This is a genomic window from Microbacterium sp. LWH13-1.2 (assembly GCF_038397735.1).
Taxonomy (GTDB): Bacteria; Actinomycetota; Actinomycetes; order Actinomycetales; family Microbacteriaceae; genus Microbacterium.
The window spans coordinates 2,320,152-2,342,552 of record NZ_CP151635.1 but is presented as its reverse complement, the minus strand read 5'-3'; the positions used below and the strand labels follow the sequence as shown (position 1 = coordinate 2,342,552).

18 protein-coding genes are annotated in these 22,401 nt (G+C 68.1%); 11 read left to right on the top strand and 7 right to left on the bottom strand.

Annotation, left to right across the window (positions count from 1 at the left end):
- Nucleotides 1-10: 10 nt before the first annotated feature.
- Entirely contained in the window at nt 11-412 is a 402-nt protein-coding gene (locus MRBLWH13_RS11220) for a VOC family protein (RefSeq protein WP_341955125.1), read from the top strand.
- Between the two features lie 87 nt (nt 413-499).
- Here MRBLWH13_RS11220 and MRBLWH13_RS11215 read toward each other — a convergent pair whose 3' ends face one another.
- On the bottom strand, nt 500-1,699 hold the full coding sequence (locus MRBLWH13_RS11215; RefSeq protein ID WP_341955124.1) for a pyridoxal phosphate-dependent aminotransferase: 1,200 nt from the start codon (nt 1,697-1,699) through the stop codon (nt 500-502).
- A gap of 91 nt (nt 1,700-1,790) precedes the next feature.
- Nucleotides 1,791-2,885: an alanine dehydrogenase gene (gene ald / locus MRBLWH13_RS11210; protein WP_341955123.1), complete on the bottom strand. Its 1,095-nt coding sequence runs from the start codon at nt 2,883-2,885 to the stop codon at nt 1,791-1,793.
- Nucleotides 2,886-3,000: 115 nt separating this feature from the next.
- Here ald and MRBLWH13_RS11205 point away from each other — a divergent pair, with 115 nt between their 5' ends.
- Entirely contained in the window at nt 3,001-3,510 is a 510-nt protein-coding gene (locus tag MRBLWH13_RS11205) for an Lrp/AsnC family transcriptional regulator (protein WP_341955122.1), read from the top strand.
- 155 nt (nt 3,511-3,665) lie between these two features.
- Nucleotides 3,666-4,742, top strand: a complete 1,077-nt coding sequence (locus MRBLWH13_RS11200) for an AraC family transcriptional regulator (RefSeq protein WP_341955121.1) — start codon at nt 3,666-3,668, stop codon at nt 4,740-4,742.
- Between the two features lie 436 nt (nt 4,743-5,178).
- Here MRBLWH13_RS11200 and MRBLWH13_RS11195 read toward each other — a convergent pair whose 3' ends face one another.
- The 3 genes from MRBLWH13_RS11195 to aceA form a co-directional block, all read right to left on the bottom strand.
- Nucleotides 5,179-5,613, bottom strand: a complete 435-nt coding sequence (locus MRBLWH13_RS11195) for a hypothetical protein (protein WP_341955120.1) — start codon at nt 5,611-5,613, stop codon at nt 5,179-5,181.
- Nucleotides 5,614-5,843: 230 nt separating this feature from the next.
- The gene (aceB, locus tag MRBLWH13_RS11190) at nt 5,844-7,514 is read right to left on the bottom strand and encodes a malate synthase A (protein ID WP_341955119.1); all 1,671 of its coding nucleotides are present in this window, start codon (nt 7,512-7,514) and stop codon (nt 5,844-5,846) included.
- A gap of 24 nt (nt 7,515-7,538) precedes the next feature.
- Nucleotides 7,539-8,864 (bottom strand): isocitrate lyase, encoded by a 1,326-nt coding sequence (gene aceA, locus MRBLWH13_RS11185; RefSeq protein WP_341955118.1) that lies wholly within the window; start codon nt 8,862-8,864, stop codon nt 7,539-7,541.
- Nucleotides 8,865-9,000: 136 nt separating this feature from the next.
- Between aceA and MRBLWH13_RS11180 the strand changes: the two genes are divergently transcribed.
- Nucleotides 9,001-10,452, top strand: coding sequence for a helix-turn-helix domain-containing protein (locus tag MRBLWH13_RS11180; protein WP_341955117.1), 1,452 nt, complete (start codon nt 9,001-9,003; stop codon nt 10,450-10,452).
- Nucleotides 10,453-10,470: 18 nt separating this feature from the next.
- On the opposite strand, the gene MRBLWH13_RS11175 is transcribed toward MRBLWH13_RS11180, so the two are convergent.
- A complete protein-coding gene (locus tag MRBLWH13_RS11175) occupies nt 10,471-11,520 on the bottom strand; it encodes an acyltransferase family protein (protein ID WP_341955116.1) in 1,050 nt (349 codons plus the stop codon).
- A 218-nt stretch (nt 11,521-11,738) separates the two neighbouring features.
- Between MRBLWH13_RS11175 and MRBLWH13_RS11170 the strand changes: the two genes are divergently transcribed.
- Nucleotides 11,739-13,289, top strand: coding sequence for a glucoamylase family protein (locus tag MRBLWH13_RS11170; protein WP_341955115.1), 1,551 nt, complete (start codon nt 11,739-11,741; stop codon nt 13,287-13,289).
- A gap of 35 nt (nt 13,290-13,324) precedes the next feature.
- Nucleotides 13,325-13,954 (top strand): TetR/AcrR family transcriptional regulator, encoded by a 630-nt coding sequence (locus tag MRBLWH13_RS11165; protein ID WP_341955114.1) that lies wholly within the window; start codon nt 13,325-13,327, stop codon nt 13,952-13,954.
- 82 nt (nt 13,955-14,036) lie between these two features.
- Here MRBLWH13_RS11165 and MRBLWH13_RS11160 read toward each other — a convergent pair whose 3' ends face one another.
- The gene (locus tag MRBLWH13_RS11160) at nt 14,037-15,545 is read right to left on the bottom strand and encodes a PucR family transcriptional regulator ligand-binding domain-containing protein (protein WP_341955113.1); all 1,509 of its coding nucleotides are present in this window, start codon (nt 15,543-15,545) and stop codon (nt 14,037-14,039) included.
- Between the two features lie 116 nt (nt 15,546-15,661).
- Between MRBLWH13_RS11160 and gabT the strand changes: the two genes are divergently transcribed.
- The 5 genes from gabT to MRBLWH13_RS11135 all read left to right on the top strand — a co-directional run bounded on the left by gabT (nt 15,662) and on the right by MRBLWH13_RS11135 (nt 22,393).
- Nucleotides 15,662-17,023 carry a 4-aminobutyrate--2-oxoglutarate transaminase gene (gabT, locus tag MRBLWH13_RS11155; RefSeq protein WP_341955112.1) on the top strand — a complete coding sequence of 454 codons (1,362 nt, stop codon included), beginning with the start codon at nt 15,662-15,664 and terminating at the stop codon, nt 17,021-17,023.
- Nucleotide 17,024: 1 nt separating this feature from the next.
- Nucleotides 17,025-18,503 (top strand): amino acid permease, encoded by a 1,479-nt coding sequence (locus MRBLWH13_RS11150; protein ID WP_341955111.1) that lies wholly within the window; start codon nt 17,025-17,027, stop codon nt 18,501-18,503.
- Between the two features lie 79 nt (nt 18,504-18,582).
- Complete coding sequence (locus MRBLWH13_RS11145; protein WP_341955110.1) at nt 18,583-19,965, top strand: NAD(P)/FAD-dependent oxidoreductase; 1,383 nt, start codon at nt 18,583-18,585, stop codon at nt 19,963-19,965.
- Entirely contained in the window at nt 19,965-20,849 is an 885-nt protein-coding gene (locus MRBLWH13_RS11140) for a universal stress protein (protein ID WP_341955109.1), read from the top strand. Before MRBLWH13_RS11145 ends, MRBLWH13_RS11140 begins: the two co-directional genes overlap by 1 nt.
- Nucleotides 20,849-22,393: an APC family permease gene (locus MRBLWH13_RS11135; protein ID WP_341955108.1), complete on the top strand. Its 1,545-nt coding sequence runs from the start codon at nt 20,849-20,851 to the stop codon at nt 22,391-22,393. Before MRBLWH13_RS11140 ends, MRBLWH13_RS11135 begins: the two co-directional genes overlap by 1 nt.
- The last annotated feature ends 8 nt before the right edge of the window (nt 22,394-22,401 follow it).

Sequence of the window (22,401 nt, the reverse complement as noted above, 5' to 3'; positions counted from 1 at the left end):
CACTCGCGGCATGAGCGGACTGATCCCCTACCTGCTGTTCCCCGGAAACGCGGCTGAGGCGCTGGAGCACTACCGCTCCGTCTTCGGCGGCGATCTGCAGCTGCTCGACTACTCGCAGGCGGGGCGCCACGACGGCCCGGGCGATGCGATCGCCCACGGGCAGCTGTCCGGCCCGGTCCAGCTGGCAGGCGCCGATGCCGGAGCCGACGATGACGCCGTGCAGATGAGCGGCATGTTCCTCTCGCTTCTCGGCACGGTCGATGCGTCGACCCTGACCAGCTGGTTCGACCAGCTGTCCCTGGAGGGGCGAGTGCTCGACGCCCTGCAGAAGCGGCCGTGGGGCGACTACGACGGCACGCTCGTCGACCGCTACGGCATCCGCTGGCTCATCGGCTTCCACGACGAGGAGTGACCGCGACGTGTCGCGTCGTCGTTGCGCTCCTCGCTCGACGACCGGGAGGCTTCACGCCCGGGGTCGTCGAGCGAGACGAGACGCCGGTCAGCTGAACAGTCGCTGCAGGCGCTGCACGCCCTCGAGGAGCTGGTCGTCGCCGAGCGCGTACGACATGCGGATGTATCCGGACGGGCCGAAAGCCTCACCCGGGACGACGGCGACCTCGGCACGCTCGAGGATGAAGTCGGCGAGTTCGAGCGAGGTGGTCGGCGTCACTCCGTCCCAGGTGCGGCCGAGCAGGCCCTGCACATCGGGGTAGACGTAGAAGGCGCCGAGCGGGTTCGGCACGACGAGGCCGTCGATCTTCGACAGCTCCGACACGATCAGACGGCGGCGACGGTCGAAGGCCTCGCGGAACTGCTCGGCCTCGGTCTGAGGGCCGGTGAGCGCTGCGATCGCGGCCTTCTGGGCGACGTTGTTGACGTTGCTCGAAAGGTGCGACTGCAGGTTGCCGGCGATCTTGATGGCATCCGCGGGGCCGACCATCCAGCCCACGCGCCATCCGGTCATCGCGTAGGTCTTCGCGACGCCGTTGACGAGGATGGTCTGACCGGCGAGAGCAGGAACGGCCTCGACGATGGAGGTCGCCTTGACGCCTTCGTAGGTGAGGTTCTGGTAGATCTCGTCCGAGATCACCCAGATGCCGTGCTCGAGCGCCCATTCGCCGATGGCTGCGGTCTCTTCGGCGGTGTACACGGAGCCGGTCGGGTTGGAGGGCGAGACGAAGACGAGCACGGTCGTGCGGTCGGTGCGAGCGGCCTCGAGCTGCTCGACGGTGACCTTGTAGTCCTGGTCGGCGCCGGCGAAGACCTCGACAGGGGTGCCGTCGGCGAGGCGGATCGCCTCGGGGTAGGTGGTCCAGTAGGGCGCTGGCAGCAGCACCTCGTCGCCCGGGTTCACCACGGTCTGGAAGGCCTGGTACACGGACTGCTTGCCGCCGTTGGTCACGATGACCTGGCTCGGCGAGACCTCGAGACCCGAGTCGCGCAGCGTCTTCGCGGCGATGGCCTCGCGGAGCGCCGGAAGTCCGGGCGCCGGGGTGTACCGGTAGCTCGCGGGGTCTGCCAACGCCTCGGCGGCGGCATCGACGATGAACTGCGGTGTCGCGAAGTCGGGCTCACCCGCGGCATACGAGATGACGGGCTTGCCTTCGGCCTTGAGGGCCTTCGCCTTGGCGTCGACCTTGAGGGTCGCCGACTCGGCGATGGCGGACAGCTTGCGAGAGAGAGGAGCGCGTTCGGTCACGAGTACGAGCGTACCCGGGTCGGCCCGGTCGATGACGGGTCGGATGCCGTCAAGAATCGCTGTTCTTGACGGTGTCCGACCGCAATGCCGGTCACGCCGTGGCGAAGCCGTGCGCATGGGCGACGGCATCCAGTGCGATGCGCCCACCCTGCACGTTGAGGCCCTTGGCGAGTGCGACGTCGTCCGCCGCCGCACGCTCCCACCCCTTGCCGGCGATGGCCGACACATAGGGGAGGGTGGCGTTGGTGAGGGCGCGGGTGGCCGTCTCGGGCACGGCGCCCGGCATGTTCGCGACGCAGTAGTAGATCGAGTCGTGCACGGCGAAGGTGGGATCGTCGTGCGTGGTCGGTCGGGACCCCTCGAAGCATCCGCCCTGGTCGATCGCGATGTCGACGAGCACAGATCCGGGCTTCATCGCTGCGACCATGTCGTCGGTGACCAGCTTGGGCGCGGCGGCACCGGGGATCAGTACCGAGCCGATCACGAGGTCGGCCGTCGCCAGCTCCTCGGCGATGTCGTACCTGCTCGACGCTCGGGTCTGCAGAGCGCCGCCGTAGCGATGCTCGAGCTCGCGGAGGCGGGGCAGCGAGATGTCGATCACGGTCACCTGGGAGCCGAGCCCGAGGGCGTTGGCTGCCGCGTGCTCTCCGGCGACACCGCCGCCGATCACGACGGTCTTGGCGCGAGGAGCGCCGGCGATCCCACCCATCAGCACGCCTCGCCCGCCGGCCGACCGCATCAGGGAGTACGAACCCATGGTCACCGAGAGGCGACCGGCGATCTCGCTCATCGGTACGAGCAGCGGCAGGCTGCGATCGGGCAGCTGCACGGTCTCGTAGGCGACGGCCGTGGTTCCCGCGTCGACGAGCGCAGTGGTCAGCGCGCGATCGGCCGCGAGGTGCAGATAAGTGAAGAGAGTGAGGTCTGGGCGCAGGAAGCCGTACTCCTGCGCGATCGGCTCCTTCACCTTGATGAGGAGCTCGGCCTCGCCCCAGGTCTCTTCGGCCGTAGCGACGATCTCGGCGCCGGCCAGGCGATACGCCTCGTCGGAGATGCCGGAACCGACGCCCGCGCCCGACTGCACGAGCACGCGGTGGCCCTCGTGCACCAGACGGTCGGCGCCCGCAGGCGTGAGCGCGGTGCGGTTCTCGTTGTTCTTGACCTCTGTGGGCACGCCGATCTTCATCGATCCTCCAAGTGACGGTTGCGTGGGTACATTTCAGAATCGCAGAAACGTCGACTGATCGACAGAATGCCTGAAGAACATTCGTTTGTCTCATGAATCCTGCATAATCATTCGCATGGAGACGTCATCCGAGGCCGCACAGTCGAACACTCTTCGGGCTCCGGCACTCGATGCGATCGATGCGCGAATCGTGCAGCTGCTGAGCGCCGACGGGAGGATGACGAATGCCGAGCTCGCCGGTCACCTCGGTGTCGCCCCGTCGACCGCCCACGCGCGTCTGCGCGCCCTCGTCGAGCGAGGAGTGATCAGCGGCTTCCATGCGAGCGTCGACGAGCGGATGCTGGGCGCGGGCCTGCAGGCGATCATCGGCGTGACGCTGCGCCCGAGCGGCCGCAGAGAGAGCATCGTCGAGTTCGCCGACCGTGTGCGAGTGCTGCCGCAGGTCATCCAGGTGTTCTTCCTCGGGGGAGACGACGACTTCCTGCTGCACATCGCCGTCGCCGACTCGTCGGAGATGCGCGAGTTCGTGCTGGAGCACCTGTCGGCGCAGTCGAGCGTCGCCTCGACGAGGACCAGCATCGTGTTCGACTACCACCGGAATTCCGTAGCGGCCTCGTTCCGCTGAGCGTCCCTGCCCGCCGCTGTTGCCCGTTTGCGTCTCTTGTCGCTGTTCCCTGCCTCCGCACGAACGTATATTGCTCGGTTTTCGCAGCGTCCCTAGGGTGAGGGCGGGGACGGAGCGGTCGCTGCGGATGCGGCGCGCATCCGACGGGGGTTGCCATGGAACGAGTGATCGACGATGCGGAGTTGAGCGCCTGGCTCGGTCGGCTCGCCGGCGGATCCTGGTCGCCGTCGGACCCTGAGTCGCAGGGAACGCCGCCCGATTGGTTCGCGGCAGAGGTGATCCGTCTCGATGGTCAGCTCGGCATGATGCAGCTGTCGAACTTCGGATCGATGACGGCAGACGATCCCGACGCGTTCGAGGCAGCGCTCCTGCGCCGATCGATCGGCGCGACCATGCTCTACAGCACACTCGAAACGGCGCACACGGTGAGATACGACCACGCCACCCCCGAAGACGAAGACATCGTCATCATCGGGATGGTGAGTCAGGGCGGGCAACGCCTGCACACCGCGTCAGGTGTCCAGCTCATGGGCGTGGGGCGGGTGGGCTTCATGTCGAGCCTCGGAGCGTCGTCGGTCGAGCAGTTCGGCGTGACGAACACCACGGGCGTCGTGGTGCCCACAGCCGCGATCGCCGGTTACCGACACGTGCTGGCCAGGGGAGCGGATATGTTCCCGGACACCCCGCTCACCAGGGCTGCAGGTGCGGCTCTGGCGCGGATGCTGTTCGAATGGGCTCAGGACCCCGATCAGGGCGTAGGGGCGCTCGCCGGCACCGAGGCCGCGCTCCTCGCACTGGTGCGCGGGTTGTTCCGGCAGTTCCCCGGTGACGGCGAGACGGACAGAGCGAGCGAACTGCGGGCCGAGGCCGGCAGGATCATCGAGCGGCGCCATCGCGATGCGGCATTCGGGATAGAGGAGCTCGCCGCCGAGCTGCACGTCAGTCGACGCCAGCTGTTCCGGCTCTACGCGGGAACCGACGAGAGTCTCGCGTCGAGGCTGTTGCGACGGCGGCTGGTGACCGCCCGAGAGGAACTGCTGTCGGTTCCCCCGCAGGACCTCACCACGGTCGCCGAGCGATCCGGATTCACCGACGCAGCGGCGCTGCGCGCCCAGTTCTCGCGCCATGTCGGGCACAGCCCCAGTGCTTTCCGTCTCGCCGCACGCGCCCGGCCACCGCGCCTCGCAGAGGCGATGCTGCTCAGCGACGAGCAGGCGGGGTCATCGCTCTGATCCGATCGTCTGCTCGACGTGGCTTCCGTGAGCAGCCGGAGCGAGCGGACCTGGGTGTTCGGTCGCCCGCAGATCACTGTCGACGAGGCGTGCGCAGGGTGACGGGTGATCGCGAATCTCGTGCCAACGCGAGTGCTGAGTGCCGCGTAACGCGCAGCATGTGACGTAACGTGCTCCCGCGCCTCGGGAGCGGGAAGCGCGGCTCTAACCTGGGCCTGCCCGTGTCCCCAGGCGGGTCATGACGGCAGACGGCGACGGAGCTCCGGCTTCGGGATCGTCGGCTGTCACGGCTTCCGGACGTGGTGGACCGCCCGTCCGGAAGCTCGGGGACAGGCGCGTGAGCGCCGGGCACGACGGACCGCCCGCGGGAGAACGGGTGGACGTGCGGGTGCTTCGGTCGGGGGAACCGAAGCACCCGCGAACCCCAGGGTTCGCGTCAGGAACCGAACGACGAGGGAAGCGCGCAGTAGTCCGCGAAGCGCCGGGTGGGATTCGCGGGGTCGGTCATGTCGACGAGCGCCGAGGCGATCGCATGCGGCGCCTCGTCTCCCGCGAGCTGCCACACGATGAAGTTCCAGAGACCGCGAGCGCTCTCACTCAGCAGCGCGGGCGGACCCGAGACGACGAGCACGCTGCCACTGTCGGGAGATGCGCGAAACGGAGCGATGACATCGGTGCGCAGAACCTGCTCGTCGCCATCGGCAGTGTGTCGACGCTCGACCTGCTGGTCCGCGGCGGCCAGAGCCGCGGCGAGGCCATCGGCCGCGTGGCGTGAACGCTCGGCATCCGCTCCCGCGACGACGAGCAGGCGGCGTCCACGCGGGTACAGGTGCAGGAACTCGGCGGAGATGTCGGACCAGACGTCGCTCATGATCTCAGGCTACGCCCGCCTGTGACCGCAGGCGCCGCCGGTCAGAACATGGTGGACGTTCCGGCGGTGCGGCGAACGCGGAGAGCGTGTTCGGAAGGGGGTGCAGGTGTCGGCATCCCGCGAGCCTACGGCGGGACGGAGACGCTTGAACCCGGTTGTCCACAGGGCGGAACGGCAGAGCCCCTCGGATGCGGGATCGCCGCATCCGAGGGGCTTCTGTGCAGTGCGAGTCAGTCCTCGTCGACGAGGAAGCGACTGTAGGCGCCGAGCGTCAGGAAGGCCGGGAACTCCTCCTGCAGCGCGACGTCGCGGAAGATCTCCGCCGCATCGTCGAATCGGTCACCGGCCGACCGTGTCGCCTGAGCGAGCACATCGCGGATCAGGCCCTCGATGTACTCGGCCGTGATCGGCGTGCCGTCTTCGGTGGCACGGTCCTGATGGATCCACTGCCACACCTGCGAGCGGCTGATCTCTGCGGTAGCGGCATCCTCCATCAGGTTGTCGATCGCGACCGCGCCGAGGCCCCGCAGCCACGCCTCGAGGTAGCGGATCGCCACCGACACGTTGTCGCGCACACCGCCGGCCGTGATCGGGCGTCCGATGTGCACATCGAGCAGCTGCGCCGCGGTCACCGCGACCTCCGGCCGCTGACGGTCGACCTGGTTCGGTCGCTCACCGAGCACGGCATCGAACTCCGCCTGCGCCGTGGGGATCAGATCGGGGTGGGCCACCCAGGTGCCGTCGAAGCCGTCGCCGGCCTCGCGCTTCTTGTCGGCCGAGACCTTCTCGAACGCCCGTTCTGTGACCTCGGGATCGCGACGGTTGGGGATGAAGGCGCTCATGCCGCCGATCGCGTAGGCGCCCCGCTTGTGGCAGGTCTGCACGAGCAGCTCGGTGTATGCCCGCATGAACGGCACCGTCATCGTGACCTCACTGCGATCGGGGAGCACGAAGCGCGCGCCGCGACCGCGGTAGTTCTTGATGATCGAGAAGATGTAGTCCCAGCGTCCGGCGTTGAGGCCAGCGCAGTGATCACGCAGCTCGAAGAGGATCTCGTCCATCTCGAACGCCGCGGGGAGGGTCTCGATGAGCACCGTGGCGCGGATAGTGCCGTGCGGGATGCCGATGTACTCCTCGCTGAACGAGAACACGTCGTCCCACAGCTTCGCCTCCTCGCTCGACTCCAGCTTCGCGATGTAGAAGTACGGTCCGCGCCCGTTCGCGATGAGCTCCTTCGCGTTGTGAAGGAAGTAGAGGCCGAAGTCCACGAGCGAACCGGATGCCCCGGTACGGCGCCCCGCCCGATCGGTGAACTGCAGGTGCTTCTCCGGCAGGTGCCATCCGCGGGGGCGCATCACGATGGTGGGCGTGCGCTCGGCGGTGACGCGGTATTCCTTGCCCGGCCCCGACTCGGTCGACGGACCCGTGAAGGAGAGCTCGCCGCGGATCGCGTCGCGGAGCGACAGCTGACCCTCGATGACGTTCTTCCATGTGGGGCTGGTCGCGTCCTCCTGGTCGGCGAGCCAGACACGAGCGCCCGAGTTCAGGGCGTTGATCGTCATCTTCGGGTCGGTCGGACCGGTGATCTCGACGCGGCGGTCCTCGAGGCCGGGACCCGCGCCGGCGACGCGCCACTCGGCATCCTGGCGGATGTGCGCGGTGTCGTCGCGGAATCGGGGATCGTGGCCGTTGCCGATCTCGAACCGCCGACGCATCCGGTCGGCCAGTCGGTCGTGGCGACGGGAGGCGAACCGGTGGTGGAGCTCGGTGAGGAACGCGATCGCCTCGGGGGTGAGGATCTCGTCGTAGCGCTCGCGCCGGGGACCGGTGACGGTGATCGCCGGACCCTGCTGCGTGGTCTGGATCGGAGCGGTGGCCGGGGGTGCAGTGGGAGTGGTCATGATCGTCTGTCCTTCACAAGAGGCTTAGTGGAACTGCGCGGCTTCGGTGGAGCCGGCGAGGGCGAGGGTCGCGCTGTCGGGGTTGAGCGCGGTGGAGATGACGTCGAAGTAGCCGGTGCCCGCCTCGCGCTGGTGCTTGGTGGCGGTGTAGCCGTTCGCCTCGGCGGCGAACTCGGCCTCCTGCAGCTCGACGTACGCGCTCATGGCGCGCTCGGCGTAGCCGCGGGCGAGGTCGAACATCGAGTGGTTCAGGGCGTGGAAGCCGGCGAGCGTGATGAACTGGAACTTGTAGCCCAGATCAGCCAGCTCCTGCTGGAACGTCGCGATCTCGGCGTCCGACAGGTGGCGCTTCCAGTTGAAGCTCGGCGAGCAGTTGTACGCGAGCAGCTTGCCGGGGAACTGCGCGTGGATGGCCGCGGCGAACTCACGAGCCAGCTCGATGTCGGGCTCACCCGTCTCGACCCACAGCAGATCGGCGTAAGGAGCGAATGCGAGTCCGCGGCTGATGACCGACTCGATGCCGGGGCGGATGCGGTAGAAGCCCTCGGTCGTGCGCTCGCCGGTGGTGAACTGCTGATCGCGCTCGTCGACGTCGCTGGTGAGCAGGTCGGCGGCGAGAGCATCCGTCCGGGCGATGATGACCGTCGGGACACCTGCCACGTCGGCCGCGAGGCGTGCCGCGTTCAGCGTGCGGATGTGCTGCTGGGTGGGCACGAGCACCTTGCCGCCCAGGTGGCCGCACTTCTTCTCGCTCGCGAGCTGGTCTTCCCAGTGGATCGCCGCCGCGCCCGCCTGGATCAGCGACTGTGCGAGCTCGTAGGCGTTCAGCGGCCCGCCGAATCCGGCCTCGGCGTCGGCGACGATCGGGGCGAGCCAGTCCTGGGTGACCTCTCCCTCGGCGTGCTCGAGCTGGTCCTGACGGATCAGCGCGTTGTTGATGCGACGCACGACCGCCGGCACCGAGTTGGCCGGGTAGAGCGACTGGTCGGGGTAGGTCTGGCCGGCGAGGTTGCCGTCGGCCGCGACCTGCCAGCCCGAGAGGTAGATCGCCTTGAGGCCCGCACGCACCTGCTGCACGGCCTGGCCGCCGGTGTAGGCGCCGAGAGCCCGCACATAGTCCTCGGTGTGCAGCAGGTTCCAGAGGTTCTCGGCTCCGCGGTGGGCGAGGGTGGAGTCCTCGCGGACCGACCCGCGGATGCGGATGACGTCTTCGGCAGAGTAGGTGCGCTCGACACCGTCCCAACGGGGATCCGTCTCCCAGATCTCCCGGAGCTCGGCGGCCGTCTGAACCTGGTCGCCGGCGCGCAGACCTGCGGGGCGGGGGGTGTGGTTCTGAGCGGTGTTCGTCATGGTGTCTCCTCCGTTGGATGCCCGGATCGTGAAGCCGGGTGGCGTGTTTCCACTGTGGGTGAAGAAGGCGCGTGCAACCGGCCGATTCGCGTGTGAAGATCGTCGGAAATTCTGTTTCTGTGACAGAATCGGCCTCATGAGCACCTCAGCGGTCGAAGAAGACGCCGACGCCCTCACGATCGGGCGACGCATCCGTCAGTTGCGCACGGCGCGCGGGATGACCCTCGACGACCTCGCGGCGGCCGTCGATCGGGCCCCGAGTCAGATGTCGATGATCGAGACGGGAAAGCGCGAACCGAAGCTCACCCAGTTGCAGGCGATCGCGCGTGCACTCGGCGTCACGATCGACGCGCTTCTCGAGGGTGAGCCGCTCGATGAGCGCAGCGCGGTCGAGATCGCCCTCGAACGCGCGATGAAGGGCCAGACATTCCAGGCGCTGGGGATCGAGCCGTTCCGGATCGCCAAGAGCATGCCGACGGATGCTCTGAAGGCGCTGCTCGCGCTGCACGGCGAGATCGATCGTCTCAAGGACGAGCGGGCCGCCACGCCGGAGGAGGCCCGGCGCGCGAACGTCGAGCTGCGTCACCTGATGCGCAGGCAGGACAACCACTTCGCGGATCTCGAGACGAAGGCGGCCGAGATACTCGCGGCGGTCGGGCATCCGGGCGGCCCGCTCACCCAGCGGACCGCATCCGAGATCGCCGCGTACCTGGGGTTCACCCTCCACTACGCGCCTGATCTGCCGCAGACCACGCGCAGTGTCGCCGACCTCGCGAACGGGCGGCTGTACCTGTCGAGCAGTGTGCCGGCCAAAGGCGATGCGCGCACCGCCGTGCTGCAGGCGCTGTCGAGCCGCATCCTCGGTCACTCGGAGCCACGCAGCTATGCGGAGTTCCTCCGCCAGCGCGTCGAGACGAACTACCTCACGGGAGCGCTCCTCGTGCCCGAGGCGCACGTCGTTCCCGCGTTGAAAGACGCGAAAGCCCGCAGGGCGATCTCGATAGAGGACCTGCGAGATGCCTACTCGGTCTCGTATGAGACCGCGGCGCACCGGTTCACGAATCTCGCGACCCGTCATCTCGACATCCCCGTGCACTTCCTCAAGGTGCACGAGTCGGGCACGATCACGAAGGCGTACGAGAACGACGACGTGAACTTCCCGACCGATCGGCTCGGCTCGATCGAGGGGCAGATGTGCTGCCGTCGCTGGACGAGTCGCGTCGTGTTCGACGAGGACGACCGCTTCAACCCGTACTACCAGTACACCGACACCGGCAACGGCACCTACTGGTGCACTGCCCGTGTCGAGGCCTCGAGTGAGGGCCTCCACTCGGTCAGCGTGGGCGTGCGATTCGATGACACCAAGTGGTTCGTCGGTCGTGACACGGCGCACCGAGGAGTCTCGAAGCACTCGGTGGAGGTCTGCTGCCGCCGGGCTCCGGCAGAGCTCGAGGGGCGGTGGCGCGAGAACTCCTGGCCGAACGTCAGGACTCCGCGCACGCTGCTCGCGACCCTGCCGACGGGGGCCTTCCCCGGCGTCGACACGACCGACGTGTACGAGTTCCTCGAGGCGCACGCGCCCCGCTGATCTGCTGTCCGGCAGCAGTCAGGCGCGACGGACGCGCGTTCCCGAGAACCAGCTGGTCGGCATCGCGAACAGCCACCTCAGGCCGATCCGATCGGCCCCCAGCTTGATGCCGATGCTCCCCGCGATCGTCGCGACGATGATGCACGCGACGTAGAGGCCGGCTCCTCGGGGGTGATCGTGCAACCAGGCGGCGAGAGTCGAATCGTTCAGGAGCAGCTCGTTGAGCAGGATGAAGACGAACGGATTCAGGATGAAGACCGGCAGCGTGTTGCGACCGATGAGCTTCAGCACCCCGGTCCATCGCTGGTGCGACACCACGGCGAGGAGCGCCACCATGGCGGCCACGCCGACGCTGGAGGTGAACGGGTCGGCGACGCCGTACGGGTCCGTGGGGCCGAGAAGCATGGAGACGATGTATATGCTCGCAGCGCCGGCGAAGATCCAGACCTTCCGTCGAGACGACAGCCACCCCGTTATGGCGGGGAACCGCGCCCCGGCGACGTAGAAGACGGTCGCGGAGCCCACCTGCAGGAACGGATGCTCCAGGAAGAAGGGAGCCGAGATGCTGAGGGCGGCGGCCACGGCCAGCATGATCCATCCGGGCACTGCTCTCGTCGCCCAGACCAGCATGAAGAGCACGATGAGCGCCCACAGGTACCAGAGATGCGTCTGCGGTGCGAACAGGTTCTGCGCGATCGTGACGACCGGGTTCTCAGTGGGTTGATTGTGCGCGCGATTCTCGATCCAGAGGAACGCCGTCGAGAACGACACCCAGCCGATGTAGAGGTAGGCGACGCTGAGCACTCGTCCGCGCCAGGCCTGACGCCACGGCTTGCGGAGCGATCGAGATGCCAGGAAGCCCGAGACGAAGAAGAACAGGGGGATCCGCAGCGGTCCCGTCCATTCGATGACGTCGGCGAGCACGCGCATCACGGTCGTGTCGGTGATCCAGTAGGTCAGGTGAATGGCCCAGAGGTGGAGGATGACGATGAGCGTGACACTGAGGCCTCGCGCGGTGTCGGCCCATTCGAGACGATCGGGGGTCGCTTCTGTGAGGGGGGAGGTCACCCCTCCACCGTATCGCGCTGCCAAAAGTCGCCTCACACCTGCGGGCGACCTGCTCGATGCTCTCGATTCGCTCGGCTGAGAGCTGGTGCCGGACCCACGAGAGAGTGCGCCCGGGGGAGCGCGTGCAGGAGAGGGGTTGAATGAACACCGAACAGGTGTTAGGTTTTCGCGTGTCGGAGCGCTGCGATCGGCAGCGCCGTTCTCGAAGAGGAGACACGATGAAGCGATGGATGAGCGCAGTGGCGACCGCCGGACTGGTGGTCGCGGGACTGAGTCTCGCCGGGCCCGCGACAGCTGGCGCAGGGCGCCCGGGCGCCGAGGATCTGAACCGCTGGGCGACGGACACCTGGCGATCACTGGATGCGATGACGGATGAGCAGACGGGCCTGCCGGCAGACAACGTGACGGGTGATCTCGAGACGCCGGGCGACTACACGTCGCCGACGAACATCGGCGGCTACCTGTGGTCGACCGTGACGGCTCGCGACCTGGGGATCATCGCCGACGACGAGGCGCGCACCCGCTTGTCGACCACGCTCGACACCCTCGCAGGGCTCGAGCGAAACGACGCGAGCGGCATGTTCTACAACTGGTACTCGCCGACGACGGGCGAGAAGCTGACGACCTGGCCCGACTCGGGTGACGCCGTGCACCCGTTCCTCAGCACGGTGGACAACGGATGGCTCGCGGCGGCGCTGCGCATCGTCCGCGAGGCGGAGCCGGAGCTCGCGACCGAGGCCGACGCACTGTACGACTCGATGGACTTCGGTGCGTTCTTCGATCCTGCAGGCGCCGCAGGCCTGCCCGCGGGCACGAACCGCGGCGGGTTCTGGGATGCGGCGCCGCCCGACTGCAGTGTCGAGGCACCCATGTACAACGGCTCGGGGGAGACCGTGTACTACACGTGTCACCACTACGACACGACCGTGAGCGAGAGCCGCATCGCGACCTATCTCGGCATCGCCAACGGACAGATCCCCGCCACGGCGCTCTACGGGACGCATCGCACCATGCCGCCCGGATGCGACTGGGCGTGGCAGGAGCAGCTACCGCGCGGCGAGTACCGCACCTACGACGGCGTCGAGGTCTGGGAAGGCGTGTACGACTACGCCGGGATGTCGTTCGTCCCGAGCTGGGGCGGCAGCATGTTCGAGTCGCTGATGCCCGATCTCCTGGTGCCGGAGACCAAATGGGGACCGCAGTCGTGGAAGCTCAACCACCCGATCACGGTCGCCGTGCAGAAGCAGCACGGGCTCGACGAGGCGGGGTACGGCTTCTGGGGCTTCTCGCCCGCGAGTGATCCCTTCGGCGGGTACGCCGAGTACGGAGTCGACGTCGCCGGCATGCGGTCCGACGGCTACACCTCGGACGCCGAGAAGACCGATGTCGACATCGACCGGCCGGGGTGCACGACAGGAACGAATCCGGCCCCGGAGTTCGGCGACGGCGTGGTGACGCCTCATGCGGCCTTCCTCGCGCTGCCGTACGACCGGAAGGGTGCCCTCAGCAACCTGCACGGCATCGAGAACGAGCTCCACGCGTACGGCCCCGGTGGCTTCTACGATGCCGTCGCCGTCGAGAGCGGCACGATCGCCGAACGGTACCTGTCGCTCGATCAGTCGATGATCATGGCGGCGATCGGCAACGAGCTGACCAAAGATACACTCAAGGACTACTTCGTGGACCGCGAGATGGAACAGCGCCTGCGGCCCGCCATGAAACAACAGGTATTCGGCTCGTCATGGGGATCGGGGAACAGCCACGGCTGAGACCCTCCTCACCCCGCCGATGACAGGAGCGGGTGATGAGCACGGATGAGCAGCAGGCGGCGCCGGCGCGCAGGCCCCGAGGCCCGTATGCCACGGGGCAGGCGCGCCGGCAGGCGATCGTCGACGAAGCTCTCGCGGTGTTCTCCCGCACGGGATTCCACGGCGGATCCCTGCGGGAGATCGCGAAGCGCGTGGGTGTGACGCCCGCCGGCCTGCTGCACCACTTCGCCGGCAAGGAGGAGCTCTTCGCCGAGGTGATCCACCAGCGCGACGAGAAGGTGCGGGAGGCGGCAGGGGATCCTGCGGAGCATGCGCTGATCGAGCAGGCGAAGCGGGTCGTCGCGCACAACCAGACCTCGCGGGGGCTGACCTCGTTGTACGCGATCGTCTCGGCGGAGGCGACCGACCCCGATCATCCGTCGCACGCCGACTTCGCCGCCCGCTATCGAGACAGGGCGGCCGAGGCCGAGGAGATCCTGCGACGTGGCCAGGCGGACGGAGAGGTCCGTGCCGACGTCGACCCCGCGCTGGCGGCACGACTGATCAGCGCGGTCATGGACGGAATCCAGCTGCAGTGGCTCCTGGACGACTCCGTCGACATGGTCGCCCTCTTCGAGGAGTTCGTCGGACGCTACCTGCATCCCGCCGAGGGGACGGACGGCTGAGCGATCCCCGGATGGCTGGACGAGGGCATCCCCATCCGCCGCCATGCGGGAGAACGTCAGCCAGCTGACCGAGAGGGCGCGTTCAGTCCCGCGCGGTCTGCAGCAGCGCCCACAGTTCGGCGCGGGCGGGGAACGACGACAGGTCGGAGCCGAGCAGCGCACCCGCCTGCGCGATGCGCGACCGGAGGGTGTGGCGGTGCACCCCGAGAGCAGCCGCCGCAGGCTCGGCTCTGGCATCGTGCTCGAGCCACACACGCAGAGAGTTTTCGAGGTCGCCGCCCGATCGCGCGTCGTGGTCGCGCAGCGGGGCGAGGCGCGACTCGGCGACCAGGCGCGCCTCGTCGGTCGCCAGCGCGCTGAGGATGCTGGACCCTGCCGCGTCCGCGAAGTGGAACACCCCCGCATCCGACTGCTGGCGCAGCGCCGCGAGCGCCTGAGCGTGCGCCCGCGAGAACGCGTCGTACGACTCCGAACCGGAGGCACCGATGCGGATGCCGAAGCGGATCGCGATCTCGTCGAGCAGCGCGTCGTCGGCCATCGAGACGCACAGCACGACGCCGTCCGGGGACTCCGCGAGGAAGCTCGCGGTCCCGTGCTCGGAGCGCCGTCGCTCCCACCAGTCGGTCAGTGGGCCGGTCGGGGCGTCGGCGGCGATCGCCACCACGACGGGTGCCGCGGGCATGCTGCCGAGCACTCTCCTGGCGAGGGAAGCGTCGTCATCGAGCAGCGAGCCCAGCAGCTGGGAGTTCAGCTTCCGCCTGCTGCGGGCGAGCTGGTCGCTCTGCTCGAGTGCGAGCCCGGCCATGGCGATCACGGAGGTCACGACCGTGCGGGCCTCGGAATCGAGTGCGTCGACCGCGAGCGCGATCACACCCCGCAGCTGCCCGCCGCGCCCGACCGTGAACAGCATGAACGTCTGTTCGTCGATCGTGAGCGACTGCCCGGATTCGAGGCCGCGGGTGAGGATCTCGGTGGCGCGCTCGCCGAGTGCTGTCAGGCGGTCCGTCGAGACGGACGCCCGGGGATGCGACAGCTGCAGAGCGCCGGATGCGTCGTACATGCCGACCCAGACTCCGAGGCGGCGGCCGAGCTCGGCGACCGTCGCGTCCAGTCCATGCGGGCGGAGCGCGGCGAGTGCCAGTGCGCGCTGCGTGTCGAGCGCCCATGACCTGCGGGCGTACGCCTGTGCCGCGATCGCCTCGGAATGCGCGCGGGCGACGGCGATGAACGGCGTGCGGTAGGGCACCTCGAACAGCGGGATGCCTCGGCGCGCGCACTCGGTGACGAGCTCGTCGGGGATGCCGGCGCGGTGCACGTCCGTGCCGAAACCGAGGCCGAGCACACCTCGGTCGGAGAGGCGCCCGACGTACAGCTCGACGTCGATGCCGGCGTCGAACTGAGTGCCGGTTGTCAGCAGTGCGAGGTCTTCCGCGAGGAAGGGCGTGGGGTCGGCGAGGTCGGAGCTGTGCACCCAGCGCAGTGGACGATCCACCGCGCCGAGCGGGAGATCGGTCTCTGCCGAGACGAGGCCCAGACCGAGGTCGCGACGGCTGAGGAGTGCGCGAAGAGTGGGCTGCTCGGCGGCATCCATGCGTGGTCTCCATCTCCATCGCGTGAACGGTCTTTGTACGGCCCGGCGATGATCTCGATCAGATTGTACAGCTGGGCGAATGCGGCGGTCGATGTCCGAGTCGTACGCTCACCCACATGGCACTCCTCGACAACGCAGCTGTTGCAGTTCCCCTCGGCGGACCCGAGCTCCCCCAGGAGCGTCGCCTCGTGACAGACCTTCCCGGCCCCCGGTCGGCGGAGATCCTCGCACGCAAGGCAGACGCCGTGGCAGCGGGTGTCGGGCACACTGTTCCCGTCGCAGCCGTCGCCGCAGGCGGAGGAGTGGTCGTCGACGCCGACGGCAACTCGCTCATCGACCTCGGATCCGGCATCGCCGTGACTACGGTCGGCAACGCGCACCCGAAGGTCGCCGCAGCCGTCGCCGCGCAGGCCGCGCAGTTCACGCACACCTGCTTCATGATCTCGCCGTACGAGTCGTACATCGAGGTCGCCGAGGCCCTCAACCGCCTCACCCCCGGCGACTTCGCGAAGAAGAGCGCGCTGTTCAACTCCGGCGCCGAGGCCGTCGAGAACGCGATCAAGATCGCCCGCAAGCACACCGGTCGCCAGGCGGTCGTCGCCTTCGACCACGGCTACCACGGCCGCACCAACCTCACCATGGCGCTGACGGCCAAGTCGATGCCCTACAAGAGCGGGTTCGGCCCGTTCGCGCCCGAGGTGTACCGCGCTCCGATGTCGTACCCGTTCCGCGACGGGCTCGCAGGCCCCGAGGCGGCATCCCGCGTCATCCTCCAACTCGAGAAGCAGATCGGCGCCGACAACCTCGCCGCCGTGATCATCGAGCCGATCCAGGGCGAGGGCGGCTTCATCGTCCCCGCCGAGGGGTTCCTGCCGGCGATCGCCGAGTGGTGCCGCGCCAACGGCGTCGTCTTCATCGCCGACGAGGTGCAGACGGGCTTCGCCCGCACCGGCCACATGTTCGCGAGCGAGATCTTCGGCGTCGAGCCCGACCTCATCACCACGGCCAAGGGCATCGCGGGCGGCCTGCCGCTCGCCGCCGTCACCGGCCGCGCAGAGATCATGGACGCCTCGCACTCGGGCGGCCTCGGCGGAACCTACGGCGGCAACCCGATCGCGTGCGCGGCAGCCCTCGCGGCGATCGACGTCTTCGAGAACGACGGTGTGATCGAGCGGGCGCGCGAGATCGGCGAGATCCTCACGCAGCGCCTCGGCGCGATGCAGCAGAAGGACGCCCGCATCGGCGACATCCGCGGACACGGCGCGATGATCGCTGCCGAGTTCGTCGATCCCGAGACCAAGGCGCCGGATGCCGCACTCACCGCAGCCGTCGCCAAGGCATGCGTCGCCCAGGGCGTGATCGTCCTCACCTGCGGCACCTACGGCAACGTCATCCGCTTCCTGCCGCCTCTCGCGATCGGCGACGATCTGCTGAACGAGGGCCTCGACGTCGTCGCTGCGGCGCTCGCTGCGGCCTGACATGTCGACGCAACCGGAATCGCAGTGGGATCGGCCCGTCTCTCCTGAGACGTCGGCCGGTTTCGCGGGCGCGAACCCGCGCACGAAGAAGCTGCGGTCCCGTCACGTCACGATGATCACGCTCGGCGGGATCATCGGCGCGAGCCTGTTCGTCGGATCGGGCAACGTCATCCGCGCCGTGGGGCCCGCCGCCGTGCTGTCGTACCTGATCGGCGGCCTGCTGGTATTCCTGGCGATGCGGATGCTCGGCGAGATGGCGGCATCGCGTCCGGCCATCGGCTCGTTCATGGAATACGCGAGGGTCGGCCTCGGCAACTGGGCCGCCTACCTCGTGGGCTGGCTGTACTGGTACTTCTGGGTCGGCGTTCTCGCCTACGAGGCGGTCCTCGGCGGCGAGACGATGGCCAGCTGGTTCCCGGCGGTGCCGTCCTGGGCCTGGTCTCTGATCCTCATCGCGATCTTCGTCGGAACCAACGTCATCTCGGTCCGCACGTTCGGCGAGGTCGAGTTCTGGCTCGCCAGCATCAAGGTGCTCGCGATCGTCGTGTTCCTCGGCGCCGGTCTGCTCTTCGCCTTCGGACTCTGGCCGAACTCCGAGGTCTCGGTGTCGAACCTCTGGGAGCACGGCGGCTTCGCCCCGAACGGCTACGGCGTCGCCTTCACCGGTGTCGCGCTGGTGATCTTCTCGTACTTCGGCACGGAGATCGCCGTGATGGCGTCGGCCGAGTCCGAGGACCCTGCCAAGGGCATCCGTCAGGCGACGAGCACGATCATCTGGCGCATCCTGCTGTTCTTCGTCGGATCCGTGCTCATCATCGTCACCGTCGTGCCGTGGGACGAGCTCCCCGTGCCGACCGACGTCGCGAACGCGCCGTTCACGTACGCGCTCGAGCAGTTCGGCATCCCCGGCGCGAGCATCATCATGCAGCTCGTCATCTTCACCGCCGTGATCTCGGTGCTGAACTCCGGCCTGTACTCCGCATCGCGCATGTTCTCGGCTCTGGCCGAGCAGGGCTTCGCGCCGAAGATCATGACGAGGAAGTCGAAGAGCGGCGTGCCCGTCATGGCGCTGCTCGCCTCGACCATCGGCGGCCTCATCGCCACCCTCGTCAACTTCTTCACTCCCGGTTCGGGCATCTTCGACTTCATCATGAACTCCGCCGGTCTCGTCGCGCTGTTCGTCTACGTCTTCATCGCGCTGACCCAGTGGCGGCTGCGTCAGAAGATGACGCCGGAGGAGGTCGCGAACCTCAAGCTGAAGATGTGGCTGCACCCGTGGCTCAACATCGTGCTGATCACCTGCATCGCCGCGGTGCTCGTGGTCATGCTCACGACCGAGGGCGGACGCACCCAGGTCTGGACGAGCCTCATCGCCACCGGCGTGCTCGTGCTCTTCTGGCCGTTCGTGCGTCGCAACCTCGCCAAGCGCAACGCCGCACAGGCGACCGAGACATCGGGAAGCGACGCCGTCGCGACCTGAACAGACGTCCGGTCGCGATTCGTATCGGGGGATTTCGGATCGCGACCGGCACTACCCCTTTCCAACGAAGGAGAAGCAGATGGCTGAGATCACCCGTGACGTGCTGATCGTCGGTGCGGGAGCCGCAGGGCTCACGGCGGCGAACGACCTGCGCAAGGCCGGCTTGTCGGTCGCCGTCCTGGAGGCCCGCGACCGCGTCGGAGGCCGTCTGTGGACCGATGTCATCGACGGCGCCATGCTCGAGATCGGCGGACAGTGGGTCTCGCCCGATCAGGACGCGCTGAAGGACACCATCGAAGAGCTGGGGCTCGAGACCTACAGCCGCTACCGCGAGGGCGACAGCGTGTACGTCGGCCCCGACGGTCAGACGCACCGCTTCACCGGCGAGATGTTCCCGGTGTCGGCTGCGACCGAGGCGGTCATCGCCGAGATCACCGAACGACTCGACGCCATGGTCGCCGAGATCGACCCCGATCGCCCGTGGGAGCACGCGAACGCCGAAGAGTGGGACTCGATCACGTGGGATGCCTGGCTGCGAGCGCAGACCGACGACGACGAGGCCGTGCGCAACCTGGCCTTCGCCACGGGATCCGCGATGCTCACCAAGCCCACGCACTCGTTCTCGCTGCTGCAGTCGCTGCTGATGGCGGCATCCGCCGGTTCGTACTCGAATCTCGTCGATGCCGACTTCATCCTCGACAAGCGCGTCGTGGGCGGCCTGCAGAAGGTGCCGCTGCTGCTGGCCGAGCGCCTCGGCGACGACGTCTACCTCGACCAGCCGGTGCGCTCGCTCGAGTGGGGCGCCGACGGCGTGACCGCCACGACCGACGAGCTCACCGTGCGCGCGCGGTTCGCGATCCTCGCACATGCGCCGGTGCTCTACAGTCGCATCGCCTTCGTGCCGCCGCTGCCACGTCGCCAGCACCAGATGCACCAACACATCTCGATGGGCTTCGTCATCAAGGTGCACGCCGTCTACGACCGCCCGTTCTGGCGCGAGCAGGGCCTCAGCGGCACTGCGTTCAGCCCGTACGAGCTGGCGCACGAGGCGTACGACAACACGAATCACGCAGATGAGCGGGGCACCCTGGTCGGCTTCGTCAGCGACCAGAACGCCGATGACCTCTTCACTCTCACGGCAGAGGAGCGCAAGGAGCGCATCCTCGAGTCGCTGTCGCACTACTACGGACCCGAGGCAAAGAACCCCGTCGTCTACTACGAGAGCGACTGGGGCACCGAGGAGTGGACGCGCGGCGCGTACGCGGCGAGCTTCGACATGGGGGGTCTGCACCGCTACGGCGCAGACCTGCGCTCGGCCGTCGGCCCGATCCACTTCGCGTGCAGCGATCTCGCGGGCGCCGGCTACCAGCACGTCGACGGTGCGATCCGCATGGGCCACCTCGTGGCCTCGAACATCGTCGACTCGAGCCGCGCCGCCGGCGACACCGCTGAGGTCGGCTGATGACCGGTGCAGTCGTCGTCGGCTACACGGCGACGGATGCGGGTGCGGATGCCGCGGCTCTCGGTGCGCGGCTCGCACGCAGCCTCGGGGCTGTTCTGCACCTCGTGATCGTGCTGCCCTCGGAGGGCACCCGCAGCGCGGCGGTGCCTCCGGAGCGGGCCTACGAGGACCACATCCGCCGCCAGGCGAAGGAGTGGCTCGAGGATGCGGTCGTGCGCCTGCCGCAGGAGCTCACCCGTACGGGGCACGTGCGCTTCGGTGAGTCCTTCGCCGAGGGGCTTATCGCCGCGGGTGAGGAGTTCGACGCCCGGCTGATCGTCATCGGGACCGCCGGCGGCAGCATCTTCGGCCGCCACCGTCTCGGCAGCGTCGCCTCGGAGCTGCTGCACTCGTCGACCATCCCCGTCGCACTCGCCCCGGCGGGAACCGCCGACGAGGACGACCACGTCCTGCCTCGGGTGACGGCAGCCGTCGGCAATCGCGCAGGAGCAGACAACCTGCTCGACGAGGCTGCGGCGATCGCGACCGAGTCCCGTGTCGGTCTGCGTCTGGTCTCACTCGTGCCGTTCGACGTGCCGCCCGGTCTCGACACCGGTGCGATCCGCGTGGTCGGAGAGGCGCACGCGAACGACGTGCTCGCGGTGGCCAAGAGCCTGCTGCCCGAAGAGCTGAAGGCCGAGGTCGAAGAGGCACCGGGTGACAGCGTCGAGGATGCCGTCGCGAACCTCTCCTGGCTGCCCGGCGAGGTCGTCCTCGTCGGCTCCAGCCGTCTGGCGCAGCCGCGCCGCCTGTTCCTGGGCTCCACCGCAGCGAAGATGCTGCACGAACTGCCCGTACCGATGATCGTCGTCCCGCGCACCCGCGCCGAAGCAGGAGACCGCTGATGAGCAGCACGAACCGGGCGACGGAGCCCGAATCCGGTGTGACGACCGGGATCTCCCAGAAGGGGCTCAGCGCAGGTGCCGTCGGCGTCCTCGGAGCCGTCGTGATCGGGGTGTCCACGATCGCGCCCGCGTACACCCTCACCGCATCGCTCGGACCGACGGTCGCGGTCGTCGGCACCCAGGTGCCCGCGATCATGCTCGTCGGCTTCATTCCGATGCTCCTGACCGCCTTCGGGTATCGCGAGCTCAACCGGATGATGCCGGACTCCGGAACCTCGTTCACCTGGGGCGTGCGAGCGTTCGGCCCGTGGATCGGCTGGATGACCGGCTGGGGCCTGATCGCCGCGACCGTCATCGTGCTGTCGAACCTCGCCGGCATCGCCGTCGAATTCCTCTTCCTACTGATCGCGCAGCTCAGCGGCAATCCCGAGATCGCTGATCTCGCCTTCAACCCGTTCATCAACGTGGTGGTCTGTCTGCTCTTCATGCTCGGGGCGACGCTGGTGTCGTACCGAGACATGCAGACCACGCAGAAGTTCCAGTACATCCTGGTCGGTTTCCAGGTGCTCGTGCTCGTCGTCTTCGCCACCGTCGCGATCGTCAAGGCCGTCAGCGGAGACGCCCCCGAGCCGACCGCGTTCTCGTGGTCGTGGTTCAACCCCTTCGAGGTGCAGTCCTTCAGCGCCTTCGCTGCGGGCCTCTCGCTGTCGATCTTCATCTTCTGGGGCTGGGACGTCGTCCTGACCATGAACGAGGAGACCAAGGACCCGGCCAAGACCCCTGGTCGCGCCGCGATGGTCACCGTCGTGGTCGTCGTCGCCCTGTACCTGCTTCTCGCGATCGGCCTGATCATGTTCGCCGGCGTCGGCACCGGCGAGTACGGTCTCGCGAACGAGGACATCTCGGCGAACGTGTTCTTCGCCCTGTCCGACCCGATCCTCGGACCGCTGGCGTTCCTCGTGTCGCTCGCGGTGCTCTCGAGCTCGGCGGCATCTCTGCAGTCGACCGCCGTCGGCCCTGCCCGCACATTGCTGGCGATGGGGCATTACGGGGCCCTGCCGAAGAAGTTCGCTCGGGTGAGCCCGCGCTTCTTCACCCCCGGCTACTCGACGATCGTCTCCGCCGTGGTCGCATCCGTCTTCTACGCCGTGATGCGCCTGGTGAGCGAGAACGTGCTCACCGACACGATCCTGTCGCTCGGCATGATGATCTGCTTCTACTACGGCCTCACCGCGTTCGCGTGCGTCTGGTACTTCCGCAAGCAGTGGTTCGACTCGGCCAGGAGCTTCTTCTTCACGTTCCTGTTCCCGCTCGTCGGAGGCGCGATCCTCGCCGTGCTGTTCGTGACGACGCTCATCGACTCGATGGATCCCGCCTACGGCAGCGGATCGAGCATCGGCGGTCTCGGCCTCGTGTTCGTCCTCGGCGTCGGCATCATCGTGATCGGCATCGTCATCATGATCTGGCAGTCGATCAAGCGCCCGGCGTTCTTCCGCGGCGAGACGCTCAGCATGGATGCTCCCGCGAGTGTTCGCCGACGCTGACCCCACCC

Bases quoted from the DNA above. Each gene is read 5' to 3' on its own strand.
- MRBLWH13_RS11220 (WP_341955125.1), top strand. From the start codon at position 11: ATGAGCGGACTGATCCCCTACCTGCTGTTCCCCGGAAACGCGGCTGAG.
- ald (WP_341955123.1), bottom strand. From the start codon at position 2,885: ATGAAGATCGGCGTGCCCACAGAGGTCAAGAACAACGAGAACCGCACC.
- MRBLWH13_RS11205 (WP_341955122.1), top strand. From the start codon at position 3,001: ATGGAGACGTCATCCGAGGCCGCACAGTCGAACACTCTTCGGGCTCCG.
- MRBLWH13_RS11200 (WP_341955121.1), top strand. From the start codon at position 3,666: ATGGAACGAGTGATCGACGATGCGGAGTTGAGCGCCTGGCTCGGTCGG.
- MRBLWH13_RS11195 (WP_341955120.1), bottom strand. From the start codon at position 5,613: ATGAGCGACGTCTGGTCCGACATCTCCGCCGAGTTCCTGCACCTGTAC.
- aceB (WP_341955119.1), bottom strand. From the start codon at position 7,514: ATGACCACTCCCACTGCACCCCCGGCCACCGCTCCGATCCAGACCACG.
- aceA (WP_341955118.1), bottom strand. From the start codon at position 8,864: ATGACGAACACCGCTCAGAACCACACCCCCCGCCCCGCAGGTCTGCGC.
- MRBLWH13_RS11180 (WP_341955117.1), top strand. From the start codon at position 9,001: ATGAGCACCTCAGCGGTCGAAGAAGACGCCGACGCCCTCACGATCGGG.
- MRBLWH13_RS11170 (WP_341955115.1), top strand. From the start codon at position 11,739: ATGAAGCGATGGATGAGCGCAGTGGCGACCGCCGGACTGGTGGTCGCG.
- MRBLWH13_RS11165 (WP_341955114.1), top strand. From the start codon at position 13,325: ATGAGCACGGATGAGCAGCAGGCGGCGCCGGCGCGCAGGCCCCGAGGC.
- MRBLWH13_RS11160 (WP_341955113.1), bottom strand. From the start codon at position 15,545: ATGGATGCCGCCGAGCAGCCCACTCTTCGCGCACTCCTCAGCCGTCGC.
- gabT (WP_341955112.1), top strand. From the start codon at position 15,662: ATGGCACTCCTCGACAACGCAGCTGTTGCAGTTCCCCTCGGCGGACCC.
- MRBLWH13_RS11150 (WP_341955111.1), top strand. From the start codon at position 17,025: ATGTCGACGCAACCGGAATCGCAGTGGGATCGGCCCGTCTCTCCTGAG.
- MRBLWH13_RS11145 (WP_341955110.1), top strand. From the start codon at position 18,583: ATGGCTGAGATCACCCGTGACGTGCTGATCGTCGGTGCGGGAGCCGCA.
- MRBLWH13_RS11140 (WP_341955109.1), top strand. From the start codon at position 19,965: ATGACCGGTGCAGTCGTCGTCGGCTACACGGCGACGGATGCGGGTGCG.
- MRBLWH13_RS11135 (WP_341955108.1), top strand. From the start codon at position 20,849: ATGAGCAGCACGAACCGGGCGACGGAGCCCGAATCCGGTGTGACGACC.